The organism is Bradyrhizobium sp. CAR08 (assembly GCF_052871955.1).
In genome coordinates this window covers 43,387-56,210 of the sequence record NZ_JBIXJX010000017.1, presented here as the reverse complement: position 1 = coordinate 56,210, position 12,824 = coordinate 43,387, and the positions used below count along the sequence as shown (strand labels likewise).

10 protein-coding genes are annotated in these 12,824 nt (G+C 64.6%); 4 read left to right on the top strand and 6 right to left on the bottom strand.

What is annotated here, in order from left to right; genetic code table 11:
- Window positions 1–53: 53 nt before the first annotated feature.
- Window positions 54–1,247: a CaiB/BaiF CoA transferase family protein gene (locus tag ACIPUD_RS30185; RefSeq protein ID WP_446482109.1), complete on the top strand. Its 1,194-nt coding sequence runs from the start codon at window positions 54–56 to the stop codon at window positions 1,245–1,247.
- Between the two features lie 387 nt (window positions 1,248–1,634).
- A complete protein-coding gene (locus ACIPUD_RS30180) occupies window positions 1,635–2,024 on the top strand; it encodes a hypothetical protein (RefSeq protein WP_247531687.1) in 390 nt (129 codons plus the stop codon).
- 51 nt (window positions 2,025–2,075) lie between these two features.
- Here ACIPUD_RS30180 and ACIPUD_RS30175 read toward each other — a convergent pair whose 3' ends face one another.
- The 5 genes from ACIPUD_RS30175 to ACIPUD_RS30155 form a co-directional block, all read right to left on the bottom strand.
- Entirely contained in the window at window positions 2,076–3,575 is a 1,500-nt protein-coding gene (locus tag ACIPUD_RS30175) for a tripartite tricarboxylate transporter permease (RefSeq protein WP_446482108.1), read from the bottom strand.
- 12 nt (window positions 3,576–3,587) lie between these two features.
- Window positions 3,588–4,130 (bottom strand): tripartite tricarboxylate transporter TctB family protein, encoded by a 543-nt coding sequence (locus ACIPUD_RS30170; protein WP_162496499.1) that lies wholly within the window; start codon window positions 4,128–4,130, stop codon window positions 3,588–3,590.
- A gap of 186 nt (window positions 4,131–4,316) precedes the next feature.
- Entirely contained in the window at window positions 4,317–5,303 is a 987-nt protein-coding gene (locus ACIPUD_RS30165; protein ID WP_446482107.1) for a tripartite tricarboxylate transporter substrate binding protein, read from the bottom strand.
- 127 nt (window positions 5,304–5,430) lie between these two features.
- Complete coding sequence (locus tag ACIPUD_RS30160; RefSeq protein ID WP_204511855.1) at window positions 5,431–6,228, bottom strand: enoyl-CoA hydratase/isomerase family protein; 798 nt, start codon at window positions 6,226–6,228, stop codon at window positions 5,431–5,433.
- A gap of 61 nt (window positions 6,229–6,289) precedes the next feature.
- A complete protein-coding gene (locus tag ACIPUD_RS30155) occupies window positions 6,290–7,489 on the bottom strand; it encodes a pyridoxal-phosphate-dependent aminotransferase family protein (protein ID WP_446482106.1) in 1,200 nt (399 codons plus the stop codon).
- Between the two features lie 220 nt (window positions 7,490–7,709).
- On the opposite strand from ACIPUD_RS30155, the gene ACIPUD_RS30150 reads away from it, so the two are divergent.
- Window positions 7,710–10,721 carry an FAD-binding and (Fe-S)-binding domain-containing protein gene (locus tag ACIPUD_RS30150; protein WP_446482105.1) on the top strand — a complete coding sequence of 1,004 codons (3,012 nt, stop codon included), beginning with the start codon at window positions 7,710–7,712 and terminating at the stop codon, window positions 10,719–10,721.
- Complete coding sequence (locus tag ACIPUD_RS30145) at window positions 10,714–11,142, top strand: GlcG/HbpS family heme-binding protein (RefSeq protein WP_446482104.1); 429 nt, start codon at window positions 10,714–10,716, stop codon at window positions 11,140–11,142. Before ACIPUD_RS30150 ends, ACIPUD_RS30145 begins: the two co-directional genes overlap by 8 nt.
- A 605-nt stretch (window positions 11,143–11,747) precedes the next feature.
- On the opposite strand, the gene ACIPUD_RS30140 is transcribed toward ACIPUD_RS30145, so the two are convergent.
- Entirely contained in the window at window positions 11,748–12,740 is a 993-nt protein-coding gene (locus ACIPUD_RS30140) for a GlxA family transcriptional regulator (protein WP_446482103.1), read from the bottom strand.
- Window positions 12,741–12,824 lie beyond the last annotated feature (84 nt).

Here is a 12,824-nt window from a genome sequence, read left to right as displayed (position 1 = left end):
CATGGTCTTTCGGCACTATGGTAGGCCCGCAATCTGTCCCGGAGCCCATCAAGATGCCCTTTCCGCATGCCTCGGAAGCCCTGTCACGCTTCACCGTGCTCGATCTGACCCGCGTCCGGTCCGGGCCCACCTGCGTGCGGCAGCTCGCGGACTGGGGCGCGAACGTGATCAAGATCGACGCGCTGACCGAGGATGCTGGCGGCGAGCAGCCGGGCGGCCCGCGGCGGGGCTCCGACTTCCAGAATTTGCATCGCAACAAGCGGGCGATGACGCTGAACCTCAAGGACGAGCGCGGGCTCGCCGTGTTCAAGCGCCTCGCCGCCAAGGCCGACGTTGTCGTGGAGAATTTCCGCCCGGACGTGAAGAAGAAGCTCGGTATCGATTATGAGGGCCTCGCCAGGATCAATCCGCGCCTCGTCTACGGCAGCATCTCCGGCTTCGGCCAGGACGGGCCCTACCACAAGCGGCCGGGCTTCGATCAGATCGCGCAAGGCATGGGCGGGTTGATGTCGATCACCGGCGCGCCGGGGGAAGGGCCGATGCGGGTCGGCATTCCGGTCGCCGACCTCACCGCCGGCCTGTTCTGTGCCATGGGCATCCTCACCGCACTGCTGGAGCGCGAGGTCTCGGGCAAGGGCCAGTGGGTGCAGACCTCGCTGCTGCAGGCCCAGATCTTCATGCTCGACTTCCAGGCCGCACGCTGGCTGATGGAGAAGGAAGTGGCAAACCAGGCCGGCAACAACCACCCGACCAGCATTCCGACCGGCGTGTTCAAGACCTCGAACGGCTACATCAACATCGCAACTACGGGCGGCCGGATCTGGGAGCGCTGCGCGCAGGCGATCGGCGCGCCGGAACTCTACAGCCATCCCGACTATCTGACCGCGCCGGCCCGCTCCAAGAACCGCGACGCGCTCAATGCCGAGATCGAGAAGCGTACCCTGACGAAGACCACCGAGACTTGGGTCCGTGAACTCAACGAGGCCGGCGTGCCCTGCGGGCCGATCTACGCCATCGACCAGATGTTCGAGGACGAGCAGGTCAAGCATCTCGGCATCGCGCAAGGGGTGCCGAATGACGAGGGTCGCGACATCCGCCTGGTCGGCCAGCCCGTGACGCTGTCGCGCACGCCGAGCAGGATGGTGGCGCGGCCGCCGGAATTCGGCGAGCAGACCGACCAAGTACTCGCAGAATTCGGTTTTGATCAAGAAGAAATTGTAGCTCTCAGGGCGGCGAGGGTCGTGTAGATTCAAAGTGAGCGCGCAAAAAGCGACATGAAAAAGCACGCGAAAGCACGCTCGTCTCAGGTCGCCTAGTGAACGCGCTCGCGCACAGTCCGGTACCCGGCGCGTGTCGCTTTGGAACAAGGTGGTCAGCAAACGGAAGACGCTCGTTCAGCCTGCGTTTACTGACCGGCTCCTCGTTAAAGGTCGCGAGTTCACAATTGTGTTTGGGGGACGCACCTGGGGACGGCCTTGTGCTTATGGGTGAGGCCGTGCTTTTGTGGGGCGGATGCTCGAGCGGTACGGTCCGGTATGATTCTAAGTACACACGCGATTGTTGGCGGCGCCATCGCTTATATGTTGCCCTCACATCCAATCGTGGTCGCTGTCACGGGATTTGCGAGCCATTTTGTGATCGATGCAATTCCACACTGGGACTATCCCCTTCAAGCAATCTCAGTTCGCAAGAATGCCGATAACCGACTGTTGAAGGCGGATCGTCGATTGTGGATGGACCTGCTCACGATTGCGACCGATGCATCGACCGGATTCGCCCTGGCGATCCTTCTATTTTACCAAAGCGCGCCGATTTGGGTGATCGCGCTGGGGGCGGCCGCCGGCATGCTGCCCGACCCGCTCCAGTTCGTGCATAGCCTCTACAGGCGAGAACCGCTCGTGACGCTTCAACGCTTCCATGTCTGGATACACACCAAACGTAAGATGAACTGGCAGATTGGTGTCGTGTCCCAGGCCGCCTTCGCCGCACTCGTCGCGGCAACCGCGCTAGTCGCAAAGCCATAAGCGAGTAGAAGACCAGCAGTGGGAACTTCTTCGGAACTTTTATGCGGTTTTCTAGCGCCTACTCGATTTCAGATGTCCGAGGAGACGATCGATCACAGGCCAAAACAGCAGCACGATCGCCAAGGTCGTGATCGAGCCGACCAGGCCGTTCGACCAGAACACCTTGAGGTCGCCGCCGGCGCCGATCATCGACAGACGGAAGGCATCCTCCGCCCGGTTGCCGAGCACGAGCGCCAGCGTGAACGGAGCCAGCGGAATGCCGATCTTCTTGAAGACGTAGCCGACGACGCCGAAGCCGAGCATCAGCCAGATGTCGAACATCGCGTTCTGGATCGCATAGGCGCCGATCGCGCATGACACCACGATCATCGGCGCCACCGCGGCGAACGGCACGCGCAGGATCGAAGCGAAGATCGGAACCGTCGTCAGCACCAGCACAAGGCCGACGACATTGCCGAGATACATCGAGGCGATCAGGCCCCAGACGAAATCCTTGTGCTCGACGAACAGCAGCGGTCCCGGATTGAGCCCCCACACCATCAACCCGCCGAGCAGGATCGCGGCGGTGCCGGAGCCGGGAATGCCGAGCGCCAGCATCGGCAGCAGCGCCGCGGTGCCGGAGGCATGCGCCGCCGTCTCTGGCGCGAACACGCCCTCGATGCGGCCCTTGCCGAAGCTCTCGGGGTCCTTGGAGAAACGCTTGGCGAGATTGTAGCCCATGAAAGAGGCCGCGATCGCGCCGCCCGGGGTAATGCCAAGCCAGCAGCCGATGAAGGAGGAGCGCAGCAGCGTCACCCAGTATTTCGGCAGGTCCTTCCACACGGCAAGCACGACGCGCAGCGAAATGCTCGCCGCGTGTCCGCGCAGCGCCAGGCGCTCCTCCATCGTCAGCAGGATCTCGCTAATGCCGAACAGGCCGATGACGGCGACGAGGAAGTTGATGCCGCGCAAAAGCTCGGAGGAGCCGAAGGTCATGCGCAGATTGCCTGACACCGTGTCCATGCCGATGCCGGCGAGCAACAGCCCCAGCGACATCGAGATGACGGTCTTGTGCTTGGCCTCGCGCCCTAGCCCGACGAAAGAGCAAAAGGTCAGCAGATACACCGCGAAGAACTCGGGCGGGCCGAACTTCAAGGCAAAGGACGAGATCATCGGGGCGAGGAAGGTGATCAGGAGCACCGCGACCAGTGAGCCGATGAAAGAGGACGTGAACGCAGCCGTCAGCGCCTCCGCCGCCCTGCCCTGCTGCGCCATCGGATAGCCGTCGAAGGTGGTCGCGACCGACCAGGCCTCGCCCGGGATGTTGAACAGGATCGAGGTGATCGCGCCGCCGAACAGCGCGCCCCAATAGATGCAGGACAGCATCACAATCGCCGAGGTCGGATCCATCGTGAAGGTGAGCGGCAACAGGATCGCGACGCCGTTGGGTCCGCCGAGCCCGGGCAAAACGCCGACGAAGATGCCGAGCACCAGCCCGACCATCATCAGCACGAGCGTTTTCCACGTCAGCAGGACCGCAAAGCCGTGAAGCAAGAGACCGAAAGCTTCCATCGCGGGCTCGCCTTAGTGGCCGAAGGCCGCTTCGAGCGGCCCTTTCGGCATGATGACGTCGAAGGCGACGTCGAAGGTAACGAACATGATCGCCGTGAATACGACAGCGGTGAGCAGCGACTTCCACAGCGCGATCTTGCCGACGAGGCGCATGAAGCTGGCGATCAGGAGGAAGCTCGCGACATAGAGGCCGAGAAACTGCGTCGCCAGGCAGAACAGCAGCGTCGGCACGAACACCGCCATGACGCGGCGGGCCTGCGCGCGCGTGACGAAGGTGTCGGGTGCCGCGCGGTGCGCGACCAGCGCCACGATCAGACCGTAGAGGCTGGCACCGCCGAGAATGACGGAGAGGTAGAACGGGAAATAGCCGGGCTCCGGCCCGGTCGAATCCCAGGAGGCGCCGGTGCGCCAATTGTCGTAGCCGAGCGTGGCGGCCAGCGCGAGCAGCAGCAGACAGACGAATATCTCGATCGTGCCGGAGGAGACGACGGAAGGCGAGTCGTCTTCGGGCGCGGTCGGATCGTCAACGACGATTTCAAGATCGGTTTGGGGCATGAGCCGTTGGGGACGGAGTAAGTTCAATTCCCCCCGCTCCCCGCTTGCGGGGAGAGGTTGGGGTGAGCGGGAGTGTCCGCGATGACGGTGAGGATTGGACTCGCGGAGAGAGCCCTCACCCAACCCTCTCAGCGCGAGCGAAGCTCGTCGCGGCCCCGCAAGAACGGGGCGGGGGAGAAGAGGCGGCTACTTCGCGACGAATCCGGCTTCCGTCATCAGCGACTTGTTGACTGCATCGTCCTCCTCGAGGAATTGCACCATGTCCTTGCCGGTGAGGAAGATCGGCTTCAGCGCCTGCTTTTCCATGTAGTCCTTGTATTCCGCGGTCTGCGTCACCTTGTGGAACAGCTCGACGTAGAACGCCTGCTGTTCCGCCGTGACCTTGCCGGGCAGGAACATCGCGCGCAGCATCAGATACTGCACATCGACGCCCTCTTCCTTGCAGGTCGGGATGTCGGCCCAGGACTGCGTCTCCGTCACCTTGGTGGTGTAGGAGATTCGCTCCTTGTCGAACACGCAGAGCGGACGCACCTGGCCCGCGCGCCAGACTTCGAGATTTTCGGATGGATTGTTGACGTTGGATTCGGTGTGGTTGCCGACGAGCTGGGTCGCGGCCTCGCCGCCGGACTTGTAGGGCAGGTAGGAGAATTTCGCGCCGGTCTTCTGCTCGAGGAACACGGTCAGCACGTGATCCTCGCGCTTCGAGCCGGTGCCGCCCATCTTGAACGGCGCGCTCGCCGCCTTTGCGGCTGCGACGAACTCCTTCACCGTCTTGGGACCCGCGCTGTTGTCCCACAGCACGAACTGGTCGAGCGCGATCACCGAAACCGGGGTCAGCTCACGCCAGTTGAACGGGATCTTCGCCGACAGTGGCAGCATGTAGATCAGCGAATAGGCGATCAGCACCTTGTTGGGATCGCCCTCGCTGGATTTCATGTACATCAGTGCTTCCGCGCCGGAAGCCCCGCCCTTGAGCGAGACCACGATCGGCTGCTTCATCAGACTGTTCTTCTGGATGGCGGCCTGCATCATCCGCGCCATCTGGTCGGAGGCACCGCCCGCGCCCGCCGCGACCACGATCTCGACCGGCTTGGTCGGCTCCCAGCCGGCAAGGGCCGGCGCGCTCAACGATAGCGCGGCTGCAACGCCAACAGCTTTCACTAGAATTCGCACGAGTTTCGTCCCCTGGATTATTAGCTTTGCTTCTCGACGCATTGTGCGGACTAATGCGAGCGAGTTCAAGCACGCGGGTATCCCGCTGCCTATGACTTTCGGCTGACGAAGCCAAGCCGCAGATGTGCTACTTGCCCTTCCAGTTCGGCGTGCGCTTGTTGAGGAAGGCGTCCATTCCCTCGCGGAAATCCTCGCTCATATAGGCCTTGAGGATCAGATCCTCGCCCTCTTCGCGCGACAGCGTGCGGCGGATGCGGCGCACTGCCTCCTTGGTCGCTTCAAGTGTCAGCGGGGCATGGCTCGCCACCAGCCTGGCGGTCTCGTCGGCGCGGCGCTGCAGCGTCTCGACGTCCGGAACGATTTCGTTGAGGAGGCCGAGGGCCAGTGCTTCCGGTGCCTCGACGAGGCGCGCCTTGAAGATCAGATCCTTGGTGCGGGCGGGGCCGACCAGCGAGACGACGCGGCTGATGTTCGACATCGACAGGCAGTTGCCGAGCGTGCGCGCGATCGGAAACCCGATGCGCGTCGTTTCAGTCCCGATGCGCAGGTCGCAGCACGCCGCAATTCCCGCGCCGCCGCCGGTGCAGGCCCCCGCGATCGCCGCAATCACGGGCACCCGGCACTGCTCGAGCGTGCCGAGCACGCGGTCGATGCGGGCCTCATAGTCGAGCGCATCCTGCGCGGTTTTGAACGCACGGAACTGAGAAATGTCGGTGCCGGAGGCAAACGCCTTGTCGCCGGTGCCGGTCAGGATCAGCGCCTTGATCGAGCGGTCGGCATTGATCTCCTGGCAGATCTCCGCCATGCGCTCGTACATGGCGAAGGTCAGTGCGTTGCGCGCCTGCGGGCGGTTGAAGGTGATCCGCGCGATGCCGTCCGTGACGGAGTAGAGCAGGTCTTCGTTTGCGGTCGTCGGTGCGTTCATCGCGCGCTCTCTTTTCTCTAAGTTGGCTCAGGCAAGCTGAGCCTTCGGGCCACCCGAGCCTTTAAGCCACCTGAGCCTTGGTCATCGGCACCGCGTCGCGTCCCTTCAGGACGTCCATGGCCGCCAACACGCCGCCGCTCCGGTGCGGGATCTTTGCAAGATCGAGGCCCATCTCGACGCCGGCGAGCGTCCCCATCAGCATCAGGTCGTTGAAATGGCCGATATGGCCGATGCGGAACACCTTGCCCTTGACCTTGTTCAGGCCGGTGCCGAGCGACATGTCGAAGTTTTCCAGCACCACCTTGCGGAAGGCGTCGGCATCGTGGCCATCAGGCACGCGCACGCCGGTCAGCGCCGGCGAATGCGCGGCAGGATCGGCGCACTGCGTCTCCAGGCCCCAGACCTTGATCGCGGCACGCGTCGCCGCGCTGTGGCGCTTGTGGCGTGTCCAGACGTTCTCGAGCCCCTCCTCTTCCAGCATCTTGATCGCCTCGCGCAGGCCGTAGAGCAAATTGGTGGCCGGCGTATAGGGGAAGGTGCCGAGCTTGTTGAAGCCGATGACCTCCTGCCAGTCCCAATACGAGCGCATGCCGGGGTTGGCTTTGGCCACCGCGAGCGCCTTCTCCGAGACGGCGTTGAAGCCGAGGCCCGGCGGCAGCATCAGGCCCTTTTGTGAACCCGCGACCGATACGTCGATGCCCCAGGCATCGTGCTCGTACTCCATCGAGCCGAGGCCGGAGATGGTGTCGACCATCAGCAGCGCGGGATGCTTGACCCGGTCGAGCAGCTTGCGCACCTCCAGCGGCGGCGTCACGCAGCCGGTCGAGGTCTCGTTGTGGACGACGCAGACCGCCTTGATCGCGTGCTGCTTGTCGGCGGCAAGGCGCTTCTCGATCTCGGCGAGATCGGCACCATGGCGCCAGTCGCTCGGGATGAAGTCGACGTCGAGCTTGAACTTGTCGGCGATGCCGCGCCACAGCACGGCGAACTGGCCGGTCTCGCACATCAGCACCTTGTCGCCGGGCGCGAGCACGTTGACCATCGCAGCTTCCCAGGCGCCGGTGCCGGACGAGGGGAAGATGATCACGGGCTGCTTGGTGCGGAACACCCGCTGCATGCCGGCGAGGACGGCGAACCCGAGCTCGGCGAACTCCGGACCGCGGTGATCCAGCGTCGGCATGTCCATCGCCCGCAGCACCCGGTCGGGCACGTTGGTCGGTCCTGGAATCTGGAGAAAATGCCTTCCAGTATGCACGGTCATCGGCGTCCTTCCCGGTCTCTTGAGTCTGTCTTGGCTTTGAGCCCAGCTTGACTTCGAGGCCTACGGCCTCAAGGGGGCTGCGCGAGCCGCTCGAATATCACTATTCGCCGGGCTTGTCCCTCGCCCGGCGGGGTCCGTCAATGCACAAGAAGCAGGGCTCGCCTTGCCAAGGGCCGTGGCCGGAGGCAAGACGGGGGCGGCGAACAGGCAAGAGCGGACCATGGCGGCGGAAGTGCCCGGGAAATCACAGGAATCGGCCAAAAAGGACCGCCTTGCGGCACGTCTGGCCCGGGAAGTCACCGGCGACGTCCTGTTCGACGCTTTCAGCCGGGGCCGCTACGCCACGGACGCGTCCTTCTACCAGATCATGCCCACTGGCGTGGTGGTGCCGCGCACCATGGACGAGGCGCTCAAGGCACTGGCGATCGCGCGCGACGAGGGACTGAAGGTGACCCCGCGCGGCGGCGGCACCTCGCAATGCGGCCAGACCGTCAATGACGGCCTCGTTGTCGATCTCTCGAAGCACCTGAACCGAATCCTGTCGCTCGACGTCGAAGGGCGCACCTGCGTGGTCGAGCCCGGCATCGTGCTCGACGACCTCAACCGCCAGCTGAAAAAGCACGGCCTCTGGTTTCCAGTCGACGTCTCCACGGCCTCGCGCGCCACCATCGGCGGCATGGCCGGCAACAATTCCTGCGGCGGCCGCAGCCTGCGCTACGGCACCATGCGCGACAACACGCTGTCGATGGAGGCCGCGCTCGCCGACGGCACGCTGAGCCGCTTCGGCGAGGTCTCGCGCGATCTCTCCGATCTCGATGCGAACGACAGCGCCCGCGCCCTGTTCCGCGATATGCTCGATCTTGGCGCCCGCGAGGCCGCGGAGATCGCCGCGCGTTTCCCAAAAGTGCAGCGCCGTGTCGGCGGCTACAATCTCGATGCGCTGGTGCCGCGCAATGCGCGCAACAACATGGCGCACCTTCTCGTCGGCTCCGAGGGTACCCTTGCCTTCACCACCAAGGTCGAGCTGAAGCTCTGGCCCGTCATCCGCAACAAGGCGCTCGGCATCTGCCATTTCGGCAGTTTTTACGAGGCGATGGACGCGGCCCAGCATCTGGTCAAGCTGAAGCCGATTGCGGTCGAGCTGGTCGACCGCACCATGCTGGCGCTCGGCCGCGACATCGCGATGTTCCGGCCCATCATCTCCACCGCGATCAAGGGGGATCCGGATGCGGTGCTCGTGGTCGAGTTCGCCGAGGAGGATCAGGCGGACAACCTCGTGCGCCTGAAGCAACTCGGCGAGTTGATGGGCGATCTCGGCTTCGGCTGGAATAACGACAAGCGCAAATGGGGCGGCGTGGTGGAAATCACCGAGCCCGCGCTGCAGAGCGGGATCGCCGATTTCCGCGCCGCCGGCCTCAACGTCATGATGTCGATGAAGCAGGAGGGTAAGCCGGTCTCCTTCGTCGAGGACTGCGCCGTGCCGTTACCACATCTCGCCGACTACACCGCGCGGCTGAGCGAGGTGTTTGCCAAGCACGGCACCAGCGGCACGATGTATGCCCACGCCTCCGAAGGCTGCCTGCATGTGCGGCCCGTGCTGAATTTGAAGCTGGAGAAGGACGTCAAGGCGATGCGGGCCATCGCCGAGGAAGCCTTCGAACTGGTGCGCGAATACAAGGGCTCGCATTCCGGCGAGCACGGCGATGGCCTGGTGCGCTCCGAATTCCACGCAACGATGTTCGGCGAGCGTCTCGTCGCCGACTTCCGCGAGGTGAAGCAACGCTTCGATCCCGATGGCGTGCTCAATCCCGGCAAGATCGTCGACGCTCCCAGGATGGACGATCGCTCGCTGTTTCGCTTCAAGCCTGAGTATCGCGTCGCTGAGCTCAAGACAAAACTCGACTGGTCGGCTTATCCCGGGGCCGGCGGCGGCTTTCAGGGCGCGGTCGAGATGTGCAACAACAACGGCGCATGCCGCAAGCTCGAGGGCGGCGTGATGTGTCCGTCCTACCGCGCAACACGCAACGAGAAGGACGTGACGCGAGGCCGCGCGAACACCTTGCGGCTCGCGATCTCCGGCCAGCTTGGCGCGGGCGCGCTCTCCTCCGACGAGATGATGGAGACGCTAAAGCTCTGCGTGTCCTGCAAGGCCTGCCGCCACGAATGCCCAACCGGCGTCGACATGGCCAAGATGAAGATCGAGGTGCTTGCCGCGCGCGCGGCCTCGCATGGCCTGACCTTGCGTGACCGCCTGGTCGGCTACCTCCCGCGCTATGCCGGCCTCGCGTCGCGCTTCGCGCCGCTGACGAATTTGCGCAACCGCAGCCCGCTGCTGCGAAAGCTGTTCGAGCGCTTTGCCGGCATCAGCGCCCGCCGCGCGCTCCCCGCCTTCCGCAGCGACGTATTCGTGCCGCCGGCCGAAGCGGTCGGGCCGGAAACCGGCCGCGAGGTGGTGCTGTTCGCGGACACCTTCAATCGCATCTATGAGCGCGAGAACCTCGACGCCGCATTGCGCGTGCTTGCGGCCGGCGGCTACCGCGTGCATCTGCCGAAACCCGCAAGCGGCAGCCGTCCGCTGTGCTGCGGCCGCACCTTCCTGTCCGCGGGCCTTGTCGACGAAGCCAGGTCCGAGCTCGATCGTCTGGTCGCTGCGTTCGCCCCCTTTGCCGCGCGCGGCGTCCCGATCATCGGGCTTGAGCCGAGCTGCCTGCTGACGCTGCGCGACGAGCTCGCCTCGCTGCGCAAGGACGCCGACGCCAAGGCCGTTGGCGCCCACGCGCTGACCTTCGAGGAATTCCTGGTGCGCGAGGCCGAGGCCGGCCGGCTGCAACTGCCGCTCGGCACCGTCGCCGACAAAGCCCTGGTGCACGGCCATTGCCATCAAAAATCCTTCGGTGCGTTCAAGCCGGTCGAGCAGGTGCTGCGCCTCATCCCTCGCCTGAAGGTGGAGACCATCGAGTCGAGCTGCTGCGGCATGGCCGGCGCGTTCGGTTATGGCGCGGACACCTACGATGCCTCGATCGAGATGGCCGAGCTCTCGCTGCTACCCGCCGTGCGCCGTGCCGATCAGGCGACGCTGATCGTTGCCGACGGCACCTCCTGCCGGCACCAGATCCGCGATGGTGCCCAGCGCGAGGCGCTTCACGTCGCGCGCGTGCTGGCGATGAGCCTCGATCGCGCCGAAACCCAATCCACAACCACTCCCGTTGCAAAGGAAACCAGCCATGGCTGACCTCACCCTCGACACCGCCCGCAAGATTCTCGACGCCACCTTCGCGAAATCCACCGAGCTGAAGCTGAAGGCGCTCGTCGTCACGATCCTGGACGCCCGCGGCGTGCTCAAGATCGCCGCGGCGCAGGACGGCACCAGCCTGATGCGCGCCGAGATCGCGCACGGCAAGGCCTATGGCGCACTCGCATTGGGCATGGGCTCGCGCGCCCTGTTCCAGCGCGCGCAGGAGCAGGCCTATTTCATCGACGCCGTGAACACCATGGCGAAGGGCGCGCTGGTGCCGGTCCCCGGCGGCGTGCTGATCATGGACGGCACGACGCTGCTCGGCGCCGTCGGCGTCTCCGGCGACACGTCGGACAATGACGAGACGTGCGCGGTGGCCGGCATCCAGGCGGCAGGGTTGAAGCCCAACGCGGGATAGCAATCGTCCACGCACCCGGAGCCCCTGCGCTTGACAAGACGTTATGGAGTGCGCCGCGTGGGATCGCCTGTCGAGGGTTCGAGTCCCCAGACCGTTTCCACCAAAGCGACCATTCCGTTCAGGTGGTGATCTGACCGAGGCCGCTCCCTGCGTCCCCAACGCAGTGAGCATCTTTTAAGCTTTTGATTTTTCTCGCCGTGAGCGGCGGTTGCAGCGAGAACGGTGACTATAGCCGCGATTTTTTTCGGAGCCCAACAGTCCGTCTCTCTGGCCTATCTCCGCCTTAACGGTTCTGCATGGCGAGCCTGTCGTGAGGGCTATTGAATGATGCGCTGCGCCACCAGCGTCGCGCCGTCGCCCCGCCAGTGAGCGGTTCGGCCAGAGCAGCTGATTAAGAGACGGGCTGCTCGCATTGCTTTAAAGGGGCGAGGGAAAGGCGGCGCGCGTAGGCCCAGCGCGCCAGAAGCGGTCGCCGCAGGCACTAGCCCCGTCGAAATTAAGACCCTCGCGCCAGGCATAATCCTAGCCACCACCGTGTCACAGAGCTGCCGCTACCGCGCGCAGCGATCAACAACGTGAAGCATGGTGGCTCACTCGGAACCCCTTTACGGCGGATCGCTGGCGATCCCTGCATATCTTTTGCGGTACTCCGCCGGCGTCACGCCGACATGGCGGACGAAGGCGCGACGCAACGTGTCGGCATCAGCAAAGCCGCAATGCAGGGCCACTTGCTTGGGCGCCTCGTTGCCGAGTTCCAGCAGGCGCCTTGCGGCATTGACGCGGGCTTCCTCGACCCAAGTCGCAGGCGTGATGCCGACTTCGGCACGGAACAGTCGCGCGAAGTGACGCGGGCTCAGTTCCATCCGTGCCGCAAGGCTGGCAACGCTGTGATCTTGCCCGGGATTGGCGGCGACCCAGCGCTGCAGCTCCTGCAGTGCGGCGCGGCCGGCTAGGACGGTCTTGCCCTTGCGGGTGAACTGCATCTGCCCGCCCGGGCGCTTGAAGAACATCACGAGCTGGCTCGCGACCTTCATCGCCGTCTCGCGTCCGAGGTCTTCCTCGACCAGAGCTAGCGCGAGATCGAGCCCCGCGGTCACGCCGGCGGCGGTGCGGAGCTTGCCATCGGCGACGTAGATTGCGTCCTTGTCCACACTGAGCAACGGGAATTTTTCGGCAAGCCGGTCCGCAACCGCCCAATGGGTCGTCACTCGTTTGCCGTCGAGAAGGCCCGCCGCTGCAAGGAAGAAGGCGCCTGAACATACCGACCCGAAGCGCCGGGTCCTGGATGCTCGCTGGCGAAGCCAATCGATCACCGTACGGTCCGCCGGCACGTCGGCGGTGTTCGGGCATCCCGCGATCAGCAAGGTGTCGATGCTCTCTTGGAAGCCGCGATCGATTATCCGGTCCGGCATCAGCCGCACGCCTGAGGAGCTGCGGATCGGGCCCGGCGCCGCTGCCGCGACCAGCAGCGAATAGGATTCGCGGCCGGCCTGCGAATTCGCCTCGGCGAAAACGTCGAGAGGGCCCGCGACGTCGAGGAGCTGCACCCCGGGCACCGCCACGATCACAACAGTCCTCGGTTTCAGTTTCGCGCCCATGTCAGCCTCCATGTCCGCCTCAGACGGTATTTGTCTGTTTTAGCCGTATTACGTCAATTGAGGACATGATAGCCCGGATCTACC